The sequence below is a fragment of the Leifsonia sp. genome (genome assembly GCF_051955155.1).
Taxonomy (GTDB): Bacteria; Actinomycetota; Actinomycetes; order Actinomycetales; family Microbacteriaceae; genus Leifsonia.
In genome coordinates this window covers 1-14,588 of sequence record NZ_JBQCGZ010000157.1, presented here as the reverse complement: position 1 = coordinate 14,588, position 14,588 = coordinate 1, and the positions used below count along the sequence as shown (strand labels likewise).

The following is a 14,588-nucleotide window of genomic DNA, read 5'->3' as shown; positions in this document are numbered from 1 at the left end:
ACCGATGTGGCGGAACGACCCGACGTGTACCTCGCAGCGTGCGATGTGCGGCCTGATATCGGAGACCGGTACATTGCAGTGTTTCTGGCGTTGCGCAACTCCCGCACTCTCCGTCGTGCATTCGAAGCGCAGCATCGTGAGAAGCCCAAGCTGACCCGCTTCGCAGAGTTCGTGGAGCAGTTCAGCGAGGCGAGCGAGTATCCCGGCGGTCCGATTCAAGGCAACGTCGCTGAGCGAATCGCAGAGTGCGTGACTCTCTACTTCCCGGTCGGCACTCGACTGCGCAACTCCGAACCCAAGACCGAAGGCACTCTCCTTGTCTGGACCGTCGAACATCCCAGCCACCCGCGTCTACGCTCACGCATCATGTTGGAGAGGAACAGGGAGCAGGACGAGCTGGGCTCCCTCGACGCTGCTGTCGAATGCATCGAAAGCTGGTTCCACGACTTGATGCGAGGGGACGGATGGGGGTCGCTCTCGACACGGCTGATGGAGACACCGACCGAGCGCGATTCCAGGGCGGCGCGCCGTCGATTCGCTGACGCGTTAGTCGATTCGGCTGCGCGTATTGAACTGGCGCGCCGGTCCTGACGCCCACGCAGGTCGCGGGTTTGCGAGCGGCGGGGCGTCGCTTCGCGCATTCAACCGGCGATACCCGAGCCTTCGGCTCGCAGGACGAGCGGCGGTTGAAGCCCCCGGTGTCGATGACGCCGCCGGCTTCAACCGCTTCGGCGCGCTCGCAGCGGGGCAGAAGGTTTGCCACAAGGATGAGCGGGCAAGTACCCAGTAGTTACTCGGTGGGACCTCGCGGGGTGATCCTGGTCCTGTCAGCTCCCGATAGCGGCTAGCTCTTCCGTTTTCACAAGGACATCGCCCATGCCACCTTCGAGCAGGCGGTGGAACACGATAGGGCCCGGGCTGAACGTCACGCTGGTCGCTGAGGCGGTGCCTTCGCCGTCGTAGTAGCCCGGAGTGCAGGCGGCCGCAAAGGCGCGCATGTCCGGCGAGGTCGCATGGACGGTCCTTACACACGTGTCCTCCGCTTCGGCTGTCGGCTCGACGCGCATCGCCCCGACCTCGTAGCTGCGAGCGATCACCGCGGCGATGTGCTCCGCCTGGCGTTCCAGGATGTGGACGAAGTTGACGGCATTTGCGTTTTGGAGGGCGCCCAGCTGCATGAGGTTCGGGAAGCCGTGCGTGTAGAACCCGTGCAGCGTGCGGGGGCCGTGTGCCCACGCTTCGAGCAGGGTGACACTGTCTCGCCCGACTACCGGCAGTGTGCTTGAGAGCTCGGGAGATACCGGTCTCGATTTCGGTGGCGAAGATGTGCCAGTCGACTTCGGACGAGGCTCACGGCTTGAGGCGCGAAAAGCTCCGGATGGGCGCGAGGCAACCGCGGATCCGACGCTTCCTGACTCCGCTTTGGCGACGGCGTTCCATAAGCGGACGACTCGACACGCCGACGACACGCCGTAGTGGCACGGACGCACCGCGGCTCTGGCCGCCTCGGTCGAGAGCGGGGACTGACGGTGACCTTGATGTCACGTTTGCGCGAATGAGCGCGAATTCGCCGGTCAACTGCGAGAAATGTCATCAATGGTGAGGGGAAAGTCAAATCTCGTGCGAGCTGTCAGTTCCGCGTAAATTCAAGGGTGTCCGCAGGGGATGCGAAAAAAGTCCCGAACCACTACATCTAGTGGAATGACAATCCTGTCATTCGGGTTATATAGTGATGGAACACCGCGGAACGCGGAGGAAACCTAGACTTCAGGGGAGGCCATCATGGACTACGAAAACGACAGCGTTGGCGGCTACGCGGTTCCCGTCGACCCGATGGACCTGCTGCAGTGCGACAGCTGCCAGTAGTAGCCAGCTGACCGAAGCTTCGAAGACCCCCGGCGTGTGCGCCGGGGGTCTTCCTCGTTCCCGGGGGCCGCGCCGCGCCCTGCGTAGAATCGTCGGGTGCCAGTGAATCCAGACCTCAAGGGGCGCAGCTTCCCGCCCACGGCTCCGTACCTGGTCGGCCGCGAGAAGATCCGCGAGTTCGCCAGCGCGGTGTTCGCGACATCGCCGATCAGCTTCGACGTCGACGCCGCGCGCGCCGCGGGGCACGCCGACCTGGTGGCGCCGCCGACGTTCCCCGTCGTCGTCCAGCAGCTCACGCTCGACCAGCTGCTCGCCGACCCGGAGGCGGGCATCGACTTCAGCCGCGTCGTGCACGGCGACCAGCGCTTCACGTTCTCGCGGCCCGTCGTCGCCGGGGACGAGCTGACCGCCACCCTCACCGTCACCGCCGTGAAGTCCCTCGGTGCGCACTCGATGGTGACCGCGGAGTCCGTGATCGTGGACGCGGACGGCGAGCACGTCGTCACCGCGATCTCCACCCTGGTCGTGCGAGGAGACGAGTGATGGCCGCACCCGAGTTCGACAGCCTGACCGTCGGCGACGTCGTCGCGGAGCGCGACTTCGCGTTCACGCGCGACGCCCTCGTCCGCTACGCGGGCGCGTCCGGCGACTTCAACCCCATCCACTACCGCGACGACGTCGCCACCTCGGTCGGCCTGCCGGGCGTGATCGCGCACGGGATGCTCACGATGGGCGTCTCGGTGCAGCCGGTCGTCGACTGGGCGGGCGATCCCGCGCGGGTCTCCGACTACCAGGTGCGCTTCACGCGCCCGGTCGTCGTCGACCCCGAGGCCGGGGCCACCGTGTCGGTCACCGCGAAGGTCGGCCAGCTGGATGCGGAGGCGCGCGTCGCCCGCATCGACCTGACCACGACGTTCAACGGCGAGACCGTGCTCGGCAAGGCCCAGGTGCGGGTCTCGTTCGAGCGATGACGGACATCCCCGCCCTCTCCGCCCTCACCACGATGCGCGTCGGCGGCGTACCGGACGACCTCGTCGCCCCTGCCGACCGGGACGCGCTGATCGCGACGGCGCTCGAGACCTGGGCGACGGGCGACGACTGGCTCCTGCTCGGCGGCGGCTCGAACACCATCGCGGGCGACGACGGCTTCGAAGGCACCGTCATCCGCGTCGTGACCCGCGGGGTGGAGCGGCTGCCCGCTCCGGAGTCGCGGGTCCGGCTGCGCGTGCAGGCAGGGGAGCCCTGGGACGACCTGGTCGCGCTCGCCGTGCGCAACGGCTGGGCGGGCATCGAGGCCCTCTCCGGCATCCCCGGCTCGACCGGCGCGGCTCCCGTGCAGAACATCGGCGCCTACGGCCAGGAGATCGAGTCCGTGCTGCTCGGCGTCGAGTTCCTCGACTACGCCGGCGGCGAGGTGCGCACGCTCACGAAGCGCGACCTCGGCCTCGGCTACCGCACGTCGGTGCTGAAGCGCGGGCTGCTCGGCGTCGTCCTCTCCGTCGACATCGAGCTCGCCGACAACACCGTCCCCGGCGGCCTCGGCGCCCCGCTCAGCGAGCCGATCCGGTACGCCCAGCTCGCCGACTCGCTCGGCGTCCCGCTCGGCAGCCGCGTCCCGGTCGCCGAGCTGCGCAGGGCGGTGCTCGCGCTGCGCTCGTCCAAGGGGATGGTGCTCGACCCGGACGACCCGGACTCGGTGAGCGCCGGCAGCTTCTTCACCAACCCGATCGTCTCGGAGAGCTTCGCGCGCGGCCTGCCGGCGAACGCGCCGCGCTGGCCGGTCAGCCCGCCGGAGCCGGACACCGTGATCGGCCTCGGACCCGGCGGGGTGCACCCGATGGACATCCCGCCGCTCGCCGGCGGCCCGTACGAGGTGAAGCTGTCCGCCGCGTGGCTGATCGAGAACGCGGGCATCCGCCGCGGGTTCGCGCTCCCGGGATCGGGGGCGGCGGTGTCGTCGAAGCACACGCTCGCGATCGTCAACCGCGGCAACGCGACGGCGGCGGACGTCGGCCAGCTCGCGTCCTTCATCCAGGCGCGCGTGCAGTCCGAGTTCGGCGTGCTGCTGCGTCCGGAGCCGATCCTCGTCGGCGTCACGCTCTGAGCCGCTGTCGGCGAACCGGCGGCTGCTTCTGAGAGGATTCTCACGCAGCGCCCCTACGCTCCCGTCATGGGATTCCTCGATCGCCTCCTGGGCCGCGAAGAACCGCGCCCGTCCGCCCCGATCCAGAACGACCAGCCCCGGCAGCAGCCGGCCGCGCGCAGCGACGACGAGATCGCCGTCGAGCGCTACCGCTACCTGCTGCGCACGGCGCCGCCCGAGACCATCGAGCAGGTGCACGAGGAGGCGTTCGCCCAGCTGACGCCCGAGCAGCGGGCCCTGGTCTTCCGCCAGCTGAGCGAGAACGCACCCGCCGGCGAGCAGCCGCGCGCGGACGACCCGCGCTCGCTCGCGCAGTCGGCCACCCGCGCCGAGCTGCGCCGCCCCGGAACCCTCGAGCGTTCGTTCGGCGGGGCGGGCGGTGCCGCTGGCGCGTTCGGTGCGGGCGGTGCCGGCCGTCCGGGCGGGATGGGCTTCGGCGGGATGGTGGCGAGCTCGCTGCTCGGCAGCGTCGCCGGTTACGTCATCGGCTCGGCGCTCGTCAGCGCGTTCCTCCCCGCGCCGGGGGCCGACCAGGCCGGCGCGGACGGCGGAGGGGCCGACGGCGCGGGCACGGACGGTGCCGGGGCGGACTCCGGCTCCGGCGACGCCGGCAGCGGCGACGCCGGAGGCGTCGAGGCCGCAGGTGCGGACGCGGGCGGCTGGGAGGGCTCCGGCGGCGACGCGGGCGGCTGGGACGCCGGCGGCTGGGACGCCGGCGGAGGCTTCGGCGACTTCGGAGGCGGCGACTTCGGCGGGGGCGACTTCCTCTAATCGGCGTCGCGAGCCGCCTCCTTGCGGGCCCGGAAGGCGACCATGTTCATCCGGTTGCCGCAGCGGACGCTGCAGAACCGCTTCGAGCCGTTGCGCGAAAGGTCGAGCAGCAGCCCGGTGCAATCGTCGGCCGCACACACCCGGAGGCGGCCCGTCTCGTCGGAGCGGATCACGTCCACCAGGGCGAGCGCGATCTCGACCCGGATGCGCTCGGCGAGCGGAGCATCCTGCGCGGTCGCGTGCAGGTGCCAATCGGAGCCGTCGTGCCGCATCAGATAGGGGAGCGCGTGGGCGTCGGCGAGCATCGCGTTCACCTCCAGCGCCGCGTCGTCGCGGGGAAGAGCCCACGCGCGGCGGAGCCGGTCCCGGGTGTCGTGCACCTCCCGCAGCTCTGCCGCGTCTCCGTCGACCCTGCCGGAGTAGTGGTTCGCGGTCAGCAGCTGAACGAGCTGCTCCGGGGTCGCCAGCTCGTCCTCGCCGCTGCGCGACGCTCCGGGCACGGTGTTGCAGAGCACGACCGCGAAGTCGAGCGCGTCCTCAGTGTCAGGGGCAAAATGCAAGTTGACTCCTTACTCTCGACGAGACTAGCGTCAGGATCATTCTTCCGCTAGACCCTGACAGGGAGGCTCTCATGCGGCGTCCACCGCTCTCCGTCGGCTTCCTCGTCGCGCTGCTCGCCGCGGCCACCTTCGGGATGTCCGGCGCGTTCGTGAAGCCCCTGCTGGAGAGCGGCTGGTCGCCGGTCGCCGCGGTGACCGTCCGCGCGCTGACCGGAGGAATCGTCCTGCTCCCGTTCGCGCTGTTCGCGGTGCGCGGCCGCTGGCGCGCGGTGTGGCGCGGCCGCTGGCGGATCCTCGGGATGGCGACGATCGGCGTCGCCGGAACGCAGGTGCTCTACTTCGCGGCCATCCAGCGCATCGCGGTGAGCACGGCGATCCTGGTGGAGTACCTGGCTCCGATCCTGCTGGTGGCCTTCGTGTGGGTGCGGTCGCGGCGCACGCCGAAGCCGGTGGTGCTGGTCGGCTCCGTGGTGGCGGTCGCCGGGCTGGTCCTGGTGGTGTCGCCGAGCGGCGACCAGCCGTTCGACGCGATCGGCCTCGCGCTCGCGATCGCGGCGATGGTCGGCTGTGCGGTCTTCTACGTGATCGCCGCCCGGCCGAGCGACGGGCTGCCGCCGGTCGCCCTGGCCTGCGGCGGACTGCTGATCGGCGGACTCGCGCTGGCCGCCGTCGGCGCGACCGGCCTGCTGCCGTTCACCGTCCGCCTCACCGACGTCGCCCTGCTCGGCACAGCGGTGCCGTGGTGGGTGCCCGTGCTCGTGGTCGGCGTGTTCGCGACGGCGATCGCCTACGCGTCCAGCATCACGGCGACCGAGATCCTCGGCTCGCGGCTCGCTTCGTTCACCGGCCTGCTCGAGGTGGTCGCCGCGACCCTGTACGCGTGGCTGCTGCTCGGCGAGAGCCTGCAGCCGCTGCAGCTGCTCGGCGGCGTGCTCATCCTCGGCGGGATCGCGCTCGTCCGGGCGGAGAAGGCCGACCGCGCCCTCACCGAGCCCGGCCCCCTCCCCGAGGCCGGAGCGCCGGAACCGAGGGATGTTCCTTCCCACAGCACGACGCCGGTCGGTCCCGCTCGCGGGTCCGAGTCGCCGCGCACCTGACCTCGACGGCGCCGGCGCAGTACGGCTCAGGCCTGGAGGGCAGCCGCGAACGGGAGCACCGCACCCGCGCCCGCGCGGCGGAGTTCGCGGCCGGCCACGGTGATCGTCCAGCGGCTGTCCACGATGTCGTCCACCAGCAGCACCGGCTCGCCGGCGGGGACGCCCAGCGCGCCGGCGTCGAACACGTCCCACACCCCGGCCAGCCGGAAGGCGCTGTTGCCGCCGGGGCCGCCGCTCGGTCCCGCCCCGCGGTACGCGAGCGCACCGAGGTACGGCAGCCGCCCGATCTTGGCGAGGGCTCGCGCGAGGCTCTCCGTGAACACCGGGCGCCGCCGGGACGGGACCGACACCACCGCGACGGGCCTGCGCTCCCAGCCCCACTCCGCCAGCACGGTGACGCACGCGCGCACGACGTCCGGAGGGCAGGCCGCATCCTCCGATCCCGGGGCGAACAGCTCGCGCAGGCGATTGCCCCAGCCGAGATCGGTGAGCCGCGCGAGCGCGCGCCCGGGCTCAGGCTGCTCCTCCGCGGGGATGCGTCCCTTGACCGGAACGCCCAGCCGGTCGGCTCCGGTCGGCCAGAGCTTGCGCGGGTCGATCGCGACGCCCGCCTTGCTGAGCTGGGCGGAGACCGCTCCGCTGGCCTCCTCGCCGATCGCCGACGGGTACCACGCGCCGGCGCACGAGTCGCAGCGGCCGCACGGGCGCGCCTCGGGGTCATCGAGCGCGAGCTGGAGGAACTGCATGCGGCAGTCCGTGGTGCGCTCGTACGCGATCATCGACTGCTGCTCCGCCTCCCGCGCGGCGGCGATGCGCTCGTAGCGCTCCCGGTCGTACGTCCACGGCCGACCGGTCGCCACCCAGCCGCCGGACACGCGCCGCACGGCGCCGTCGACGTCGAGCACCTTGAGCAGCAGTTCGAGGGTCGTCTTCTTCAGGTCGACGCGGCTCTCCAGCGCCTGCGTCGACTGCGGGGAATCGGTGAGCGCCGCGAGCAGTGCGTCCGCCTTCTCCTCGGAGGGCATCGACGCCGTCGCGAAGTACTGCCAGATCGCCTGATCCTCCGGCCCCGGCAGCAGCAGCACGTCGGCGTTCTCGGTCGCGCGTCCCGCGCGACCGACCGGCGGGTAGTAGGCGACGGGGGAGGAGGGGGCTCCGACGTGCACGACGAACCCGAGGTCCGGCTTGTCGAAGCCCATGCCGAGCGCGCTCGTCGCGACCAGAGCCTTCACCTCGTTGCGCTTGAGCTTGTCCTCCAGCTCCTCGCGCTCGGATGTGTCGGTCTGGCCCGTGTAGGCGAACGCCTCGTGACCGGCCTGGCGGAGTACGCGGGCGGTGTCCTCCGCCGCCGACACGGTCAGCGTGTAGACGATCCCGCTGCCGGGCAGCGCGTCCAGGTTGCTCACGAGCCACGCGAGCCGGGCGGTGGCGTCCGGCAGGCGCAGCACGCCGAGCCGGAGCGAGCGCCGGGCGAGCGGACCGCGGATCGTCGTCACGTCGGCGTGGCCCGTCGCCGAGCCGCCGAGCTGCTCGGCGACGTCCGCGACGACGCGTTCGTTCGCCGTCGCGGTGGTCGCCAGGACCGGGACGCCGTCGGGCAGGGCCGCCACGAGGTCGCGCAGCCGGCGGTAGTCGGGCCGGAAGTCGTGGCCCCAGTCGGAGATGCAGTGCGCCTCGTCGATCACGAGCAGCCCCGCCCGATCGACGAGCGCGGGCAGGTGCTGGTCGCGGAACTCCGGGTTGTTCAGGCGTTCCGGGGACACGAGCAGCACGTCCACCGTGTCCTCCCGCAGCCGCGCGATCACGTCGTCCCACTCGTGGCGGTTGGCGGAGTTGATCGTGAGGGCCCGAACGCCCGCGCGCTCGGCGGCGGCGACCTGATCGCGCATGAGAGCGAGCAGCGGAGAGACCAGGATGGTCGGGCCGGCGCCCCGCTCCCGCAGCAGCAGCGTGGCGACGAAGTACACCGCTGACTTGCCCCAGCCCGTGCGCTGGACGACCAGCGTCCTCCTGCGATCGTCGACGAGGGCGCTGATCGCCTCGAACTGGCCGTCGTGGAAGTCGGCGTCCGGCCGCCCCACGAGGTCGCGGAGGCGGGCGAGCGCGCGCTCTCGAGTGGCGTCGGTGGAGGGGATGGTGCCGGTGGTGCTCATGCAGCCATCGTTCCAGAGGCGTCCGACGGCGGAAGCCCCGGGCGGCGAATCGGTGGAGAACCGACGCGCCGCCCGGGGCTGTGGGGAAGTGTCGCGCCCGCGATCAGGCGGGGTGCCGGCGGCGGCGTCGCTGGCTCGCGTTCACCGCCCCGAGCACGGCGGAGACGGCGATGATGAGGCCGACCACGCCGATCCACAGCGCCCAGGCCGTGCCGGGGGTGAGCGCGGAGAACCACTCGACGGTCGCGGCGAGACGCGCGGGGGACGACACGAGCAGCAGGATCAGGGCGGAGAAGGCCAGCAGGATGAGCCCCCACACCACGCCTCCCCAGCGGATGGGCGGGTGCCCGCTCTGAATCGTCGCCGCTGGCGCGCTCGTGGCCGGCGCGGCCAGCCACGGCTCAGCCGGAGCGCCGCTGTCCGCCTCGATGCGCTCGGTCGGCGCGGTGGCCGAGACCTCCTCCAGCGGCGTCGTCGGCCGCGTGTCGCCGGTGTCGTTCGTGTCCGTCATGTCCTCGTCCTTCACTTCTCGACCCGCTGGATCGTGAGCTCGTCGATCTGGGCGACCCTGACCACCGCGTCCACCGTTCCCGACGGGCCGATCGTCACGTTCGTGTCGCAGTCCTCGACGTCGACGTCGCAGGTGTACGTCTGCGCCGCCGCGCCCGGTTCGAGCACCGTCACCGTGGACGGCGTCGCGGCCTGCAGCCGGATGGTCGCGTCCTCCGGGACCAGGACGGTCGTCGCGCCCCTGCCCTTCGCCAGGTTGACGACGGGCGTGCCGGGCGCGGTCACCGCCCTGCTCAGGTCGATCGTCGTCTCGCCCCAGCCCTGCGCGTAGCTCGCGCCTGCCGACGGCGTCACCGCGAGCGTCCCGCCGATCACCACGCCAGCGCCGTCGAAGCGGACGGTCGCGGGGACCAGGGCCGAGATCGCCGTGCAGACCGCCAGGAACATCCCGAGGAAGATCAGGAAGCCGCTGCGGCGGCGTGCGAGGCCGGCGATGAGGACGGTGAGGCCGAAGACGGCGGTGGCCGCGGCGAGGGCGGCGGTGAACGTGTAGCTCTGGATGCCCGTGAGTGGCCCCCACAGGGCGGCGGTGAGCGACCCGGCGACCAGCGCGACGCCGACGGCCAGCCAGCCGATCGCGGCGCCGACGCGCGGGTTGGCCGCACGGTAGGCCGCCCGCCTGGCGTCCGCCTCTGCGGTGGCCGCGGCGGCGGCGCTGCGCATCTCGGCCGACCGCTGCGCCTTGACGGCGCGCATGTCCGCTTCGAGCCGCTGCTTCCACTGGGCGTGATCGGCCTTCCACTGCGCCTGGCGCTCGCGCCAGTCCGCGACGTCCTGCGGGGAGGCGCCGACGGACGGCGCGGGGGGAGCGGTGGGCTCGGCCGCGATGTCCAGCACGGGAGGCTCGGGCGAGGCGGGCGCACTCGCTGCGCCGGCCGTCGCGGCGCTCACGGCGCCCACCGCGCCCGGCGCCGGCTCCGGCACCGTGGTCCCAGCGGCGCCGGCCGCCGCGCCCGCGGCACCCGCAGCGGGCCCGCTCGCGGCCTGCGCGGCCGACTGCGGCGCGGCCGGCGCGCCCGTCCGCTGCGCCGTCCCCCCGCTCGCCGTCCCCGAATTGCGCACCGCGAGCACGATCAGCGCGGCGGCGGCGCCGAGCACGATCAGCGTCCACAGGATCCTGCCGACGACGTCGCCCCAGCCCGGATCATGCCCGAAGGGCCAGCCGGACCACCAGAACCCGCCGGTCCACGGCAGCAGCGAGAGGACGAGCATCACGCCGATCGCCACGATCGGGGGCTCGAACTCGCCGTCGAAGAGGCGCTGCAGGTGGATGCGGCCGTCGCGGTCGGGCAGCAGCGCCCACGCGACCGCGTAGAGCAGCAGGACCGGAGCGCCGAGGATGCCGGCGACGACGGCGATCCCGCGCACGATCAGCGGGTCGATGCCGATGCGGTAGGCGATGCCCGCGCACACGCCGCCGAGCCAGCCGTCGGCGCGCACGACGCCGATGCTGCGCATCCAGTCGAAGAAGCGCGTTCCGCGCCCGGCGAACCCGGTCTGCGGTCCGCCGTACGGGGGAGGTGTCGAGCCGTTCTGTGACATGTTCAGAATCCTGCCGCCCCGCGGGGTCGCCGCGATATCCGGTGACACCCTGAGCGGACCCTGATTCGGCACGGCAACGCTGTCGGGGGAGCCCGCGGTCTGCTTGGATTCTGGACATGACCTCCCCCGATGCGGCCCCGGCCGCCCGCGCGCAGCGCGCAGAGCGGCCTCCGCTCGCGCGCCCGAGGGCGTGCGTCGTCGGCGGGGTCAGCGTCGCGCTCGCCGACCACCTCGGCTGGCCCGTCGCCGCCGTCCGGTGGGTGCTGATCGGCACGTCGCTGCTGAGCGGCGCCGGCGTCCTCTTCTACCTCTGGCTCTGGGCGCTCACACCGCTGCGGCCGGTCACCCCGGAGGAGCCGGACGAGCGGGTCACGCGCCTGGTCAACGTGCCCTGGGTGCTGGCCGCGGGAGGCGCGGCGGCGGGAGTCGCGTCCATCGTGCTCGTCGCCGCCGGCTCCGTCGGGCCGGGGATCGGCGCTCTCGTGACCGCGATCCTCCTCGTCGTCGCCGCCGTGGCGTGGGACCAGCTGATGGACCAGGAGGCGCAGGCGCCGGCCCCGCTCTCCGCGACGGCGTTCCGGATGTCCGCCGGCGCGTTCCTGGTCCTGGTCGCGCTCGCGCTCAGCGTGCTGCAGGGCGGCGCGTCCTCCGGCGGGCTCTGGCTCGCGATCATCGCGGCGACCTTCGCGGGCGCCGCCGTGCTGGTGGCCCCGTGGGCGCTCCGGCTCTGGCGCGAACTGATCTCCGAGCGCACCGCGCGCATCAAGGAGGAGCAGCGCGCCGAGATGGCGGCGCACCTGCACGACTCCGTGCTGCAGACCCTCGCCCTCATCCAGAACCGCGCGGGCGCCTCCAGCGAGGTCGGCCGCATCGCCAGGGCGCAGGAGCGCGAGCTGCGCGACTGGCTGTACGCCGACGCAGCGCACGCGCCCGAGGCGGAGGGCGGCGACCTGGCGACCGAGCTGCGCGAGGTGGCGGCGGCGCTCGAGGTCGACCACGCCGTCCACTTCGACATCGTGTCGGTCGGCGAGCCGGTCAGGCACGCCCCGAACGAGCTCGGCGCCGCCGCGCGCGAGGCCATGCTGAACGCCGCGCGGCATGCCGGGGGAGAGGTCTCCGTGTACGTCGAGGCGGGGACGGGCTCCGCCGACGTGTTCGTGCGCGACCGCGGTCCCGGCTTCGACGTCGACGCGCTGCCGGAGGGGCGGCTCGGCGTGCGCGAGTCCATCCTCGGCCGGATGCGGAGGGCGGGAGGAACGGCCACCGTCACCGCGCGCGAGACCGGCACGGAGGTCCACCTGAGCATCGAGCTGCCGACCGAGCAAGAATGAGACCATGACCGACCAGAACGCGGCTTCCCCGCGACCGATCACGGTCGCGATCATCGACGACCACTCGATCTTCCGCTCCGGGCTCAAGGCCGACCTCGACGACCGGCTCGCGGTGGTCGCGGAGGCCGCGGACGTGGACGGGGCCGTCGCCGCGATCCTGGAGGCGAAGCCGGACGTCGTGCTGCTGGACGTGCACCTGCCGGGCGGGGCCGGAGGCGGCGGGGCGGAGGTCGCGCGCCGCACGGCGCCGCAGTGCCCTGCGACGCGGTTCCTGGCGCTCAGCGTCTCCGACGCCGCGGAGGACGTCGTGGGGGTCATCCGGGCCGGCGCGCGCGGATATCTCACCAAGGGCAGCTCCGGCGGCCAGGTGAGCGACGCCGTCGTCGCGGTGGCGGGCGGCGACGCGGTGTTCTCGCCGAAGCTGGCCGGCTTCGTGCTCGACGCGTTCGGCGCCGCGGCGGGCGAGCAGGCCGAGACCACGGACGAGCTGGACCGGCTGTCCGCGCGCGAGCGCGAGGTCATGCGCCTGATCGCCCGCGGCTACGCGTACAAGGAGGTCGCGGCGGAGCTGTTCATCTCCATCAAGACCGTGGAGACGCACGTCTCCGCGGTGCTGCGGAAGCTGCAGCTGTCGTCCAGGCACGAGCTCACCGCGTGGGCGCTGGAGCGCAAACTCCTCTAGTCGAGTCCGTTCGGCGTCGCCCCGCCGTCGAGTACGCAGAAAATAGCCCCGAAACAGTCGAGTCCGCGGATTCTCTGCGTACTCGACGCCTGGTCCGCGCCGCGGTTTGGCGGTGCGGTCGGGTGTCCCGTACACTGGACGAGGTGGTTGAATCTGCCAAGCTTTTCTGCGCCTTTTTTTGGTTCGGGCGACGGCAGGGACCGCCCTGCTGGCCGAGCGCATCCGACGCATTCGGATACGCGATCGGTTAGCCTTGACCGAGGAAGAAACGAAGAGCTTCGCAGTTCGTCTCCCTAGGGCGGTAGCTCAATTGGCAGAGCAGCGGTCTCCAAAACCGCAGGTTGCAGGTTCGATTCCTGTCCGCCCTGCAAACCGGCATTCCGATGCCGGTCCACGAAAGGTGTAACGAGGTGGCCCGAAAGGTAATCGACGAGCCGAGCGAGGAGATCGTCGCCAACGCGAAGAAGGAGCGCGCCGCACGGCGCAACCCGTTCGCGCGGATCGCCCTGTTCATCCGGCAGGTCATCGGCGAGCTGAAGAAGGTCGTCACGCCGACGCGCAAGGAGCTCCTGAGCTACACGGGAGTCGTGCTCGTCTTCGTTGTGATCATGATGGCCCTTGTGTCCCTGCTCGACTGGGTGTTCGGTCTGGGCGTGGTCTGGGTCTTCGGCAACCCGAAGTAACCACCCGCCGACCTGGCCGTCAGGCCTCCCCGACAGAAATGGAATGAATTCAGTGTCTGAGACGAATCGCGACGACGTGGACTGGGCGACCGCTGCCGAGCAGTCCTCCGAAGACGACGAGGCGCAGACCGGCAACGTGCTGGCACGCGACGAGGAGTCCGTCGACGCGGCCGAGCACGAGGCCCTCCACGTCGTGGCCGAGGACGGCACCGAGATCGACCTCGACGCCGTGCTGGACGCGATGGCGGAGGCCGTCGACCCCGAGGCCGACCGTGCCGTCGACGAGGCCCTCGAGGTCGACTCCGCCGAGGAGGCGGAGGCCGCTGCCGAGGCCGTCGAGGACGAGGACGAGGTCGCAGCCGACCCGTACGAGGAGTTCCGCGCCGAGCTGCGCTCCAAGATCGGCAAGTGGTACGTCATCCACTCCTACGCCGGTTTCGAGCGCCGGGTGAAGTCCAACATCGAGAACCGCATGGTCTCGATGAACATGGAGGACTTCATCTTCGAGGTCCAGGTCCCGATGGAGGACGTGGTCGAGATCAAGAACGGCCAGCGCAAGATGGTCAACCGAGTGCGCATCCCCGGCTACGTGCTGGTGCGCATGGACCTCAACGAGGACAGCTGGTCCGTCGTGCGGCACACCCCCGGTGTGACCGGCTTCGTCGGCAACGCCCACAACCCCACCCCGCTGCGCTTCGAAGAGGCCTTCTCGATGCTGAAGAGCCTCGTGCAGGTCGAGGCCGCTCCGGCGAAGGGCGCCGCGAAGGGCCAGAAGGCCGCAGCGCGCGTCATCCCCGCCGAGGTCGACTTCGAGATCGGCGAGACCATCACGATCAAGGAAGGCTCGTTCGCGGGCCTGCCCGGATCGATCAGCGAGATCAAGCCGGAGAGCGGCAAGCTCACCGTCCTCGTCTCGCTCTTCGAGCGCGAGACGCCGGTCGAGCTCAGCTTCGACCAGGTCACGAAGCTCTGACCCCCACGGATTTCTAGATCACCGGATCTCGGAAGGGCCGAGAAACCGGGAGAGCGGCGCGGAACGCGTTCCGCCGGCTCGAATACACAAAGAAGGAAGAGACATGGCACCGAAGAAGAAGGTCACCGGTCTGATCAAGCTTCAGATCAACGCCGGCGCCGCCAACCCGGCCCCGCCGATCGGCCCGGCCCTGGGTCAGCACGGCGTGAACATCATG

At 71.6% G+C, this 14,588-nt stretch carries 15 protein-coding genes, 1 tRNA gene and 1 pseudogene; 12 read left to right on the top strand and 5 right to left on the bottom strand.

Going from position 1 to position 14,588, the window contains the following annotated elements; genetic code table 11:
* Positions 1-591 (top strand): hypothetical protein (locus tag ACTHMF_RS17075; protein WP_440319246.1); only part of this gene is annotated, 591 nt, incomplete at its 5' end.
* A 236-nt stretch (positions 592-827) separates the two neighbouring features.
* Here the strand turns inward: ACTHMF_RS17075 and ACTHMF_RS17070 are convergent.
* A complete protein-coding gene (locus ACTHMF_RS17070) occupies positions 828-1,178 on the bottom strand; it encodes a hypothetical protein (protein ID WP_440319244.1) in 351 nt (116 codons plus the stop codon).
* Positions 1,179-1,962: 784 nt separating this feature from the next.
* Between ACTHMF_RS17070 and ACTHMF_RS17065 the strand changes: the two genes are divergently transcribed.
* From ACTHMF_RS17065 to ACTHMF_RS17050, 4 genes are all read left to right on the top strand, one after another.
* Positions 1,963-2,409: a MaoC family dehydratase N-terminal domain-containing protein gene (locus ACTHMF_RS17065; RefSeq protein ID WP_440319242.1), complete on the top strand. Its 447-nt coding sequence runs from the start codon at positions 1,963-1,965 to the stop codon at positions 2,407-2,409.
* Positions 2,409-2,837: a MaoC family dehydratase gene (locus tag ACTHMF_RS17060; RefSeq protein WP_314148518.1), complete on the top strand. Its 429-nt coding sequence runs from the start codon at positions 2,409-2,411 to the stop codon at positions 2,835-2,837. Before ACTHMF_RS17065 ends, ACTHMF_RS17060 begins: the two co-directional genes overlap by 1 nt.
* On the top strand, positions 2,834-3,970 hold the full coding sequence (locus ACTHMF_RS17055) for a UDP-N-acetylmuramate dehydrogenase (protein ID WP_440319240.1): 1,137 nt from the start codon (positions 2,834-2,836) through the stop codon (positions 3,968-3,970). The genes ACTHMF_RS17060 and ACTHMF_RS17055 overlap by 4 nt, the downstream gene beginning before the upstream one ends.
* A gap of 66 nt (positions 3,971-4,036) precedes the next feature.
* Positions 4,037-4,780, top strand: coding sequence for a hypothetical protein (locus ACTHMF_RS17050; protein ID WP_440319238.1), 744 nt, complete (start codon positions 4,037-4,039; stop codon positions 4,778-4,780).
* Here the strand turns inward: ACTHMF_RS17050 and ACTHMF_RS17045 are convergent.
* On the bottom strand, positions 4,777-5,340 hold the full coding sequence (locus tag ACTHMF_RS17045) for a CGNR zinc finger domain-containing protein (RefSeq protein WP_440319236.1): 564 nt from the start codon (positions 5,338-5,340) through the stop codon (positions 4,777-4,779). The genes ACTHMF_RS17050 and ACTHMF_RS17045 overlap by 4 nt on opposite strands.
* A gap of 71 nt (positions 5,341-5,411) precedes the next feature.
* Here ACTHMF_RS17045 and ACTHMF_RS17040 point away from each other — a divergent pair, with 71 nt between their 5' ends.
* Positions 5,412-6,437 (top strand): DMT family transporter, encoded by a 1,026-nt coding sequence (locus ACTHMF_RS17040; RefSeq protein WP_440319234.1) that lies wholly within the window; start codon positions 5,412-5,414, stop codon positions 6,435-6,437.
* A gap of 26 nt (positions 6,438-6,463) precedes the next feature.
* Here the strand turns inward: ACTHMF_RS17040 and ACTHMF_RS17035 are convergent, their stop codons facing one another.
* The 3 genes from ACTHMF_RS17035 to ACTHMF_RS17025 all read right to left on the bottom strand — a co-directional run bounded on the left by ACTHMF_RS17035 (position 6,464) and on the right by ACTHMF_RS17025 (position 10,702).
* A complete protein-coding gene (locus tag ACTHMF_RS17035) occupies positions 6,464-8,590 on the bottom strand; it encodes a RecQ family ATP-dependent DNA helicase (protein WP_440319232.1) in 2,127 nt (708 codons plus the stop codon).
* 103 nt (positions 8,591-8,693) lie between these two features.
* Positions 8,694-9,101, bottom strand: a complete 408-nt coding sequence (locus tag ACTHMF_RS17030) for a hypothetical protein (RefSeq protein WP_440319230.1) — start codon at positions 9,099-9,101, stop codon at positions 8,694-8,696.
* An 11-nt stretch (positions 9,102-9,112) separates the two neighbouring features.
* Positions 9,113-10,702 carry a PspC domain-containing protein gene (locus ACTHMF_RS17025; protein WP_440319228.1) on the bottom strand — a complete coding sequence of 530 codons (1,590 nt, stop codon included), beginning with the start codon at positions 10,700-10,702 and terminating at the stop codon, positions 9,113-9,115.
* 116 nt (positions 10,703-10,818) lie between these two features.
* Here ACTHMF_RS17025 and ACTHMF_RS17020 point away from each other — a divergent pair, with 116 nt between their 5' ends.
* The 6 genes and pseudogenes from ACTHMF_RS17020 to ACTHMF_RS16995 all read left to right on the top strand — a co-directional run.
* The gene (locus ACTHMF_RS17020) at positions 10,819-12,033 is read left to right on the top strand and encodes an ATP-binding protein (protein ID WP_440319226.1); all 1,215 of its coding nucleotides are present in this window, start codon (positions 10,819-10,821) and stop codon (positions 12,031-12,033) included.
* A 4-nt stretch (positions 12,034-12,037) separates the two neighbouring features.
* Complete coding sequence (locus ACTHMF_RS17015; protein ID WP_314149168.1) at positions 12,038-12,715, top strand: response regulator transcription factor; 678 nt, start codon at positions 12,038-12,040, stop codon at positions 12,713-12,715.
* A 295-nt stretch (positions 12,716-13,010) separates the two neighbouring features.
* Positions 13,011-13,083: transfer RNA gene (locus tag ACTHMF_RS17010), tRNA-Trp, on the top strand.
* A gap of 42 nt (positions 13,084-13,125) precedes the next feature.
* Positions 13,126-13,398, top strand: coding sequence for a preprotein translocase subunit SecE (secE, locus tag ACTHMF_RS17005; protein WP_314149169.1), 273 nt, complete (start codon positions 13,126-13,128; stop codon positions 13,396-13,398).
* A gap of 52 nt (positions 13,399-13,450) precedes the next feature.
* Entirely contained in the window at positions 13,451-14,371 is a 921-nt protein-coding gene (nusG, locus tag ACTHMF_RS17000) for a transcription termination/antitermination protein NusG (RefSeq protein ID WP_314149170.1), read from the top strand.
* Positions 14,372-14,474: 103 nt separating this feature from the next.
* Positions 14,475-14,588, top strand: a pseudogene (locus ACTHMF_RS16995) (50S ribosomal protein L11); the annotation flags it as partial.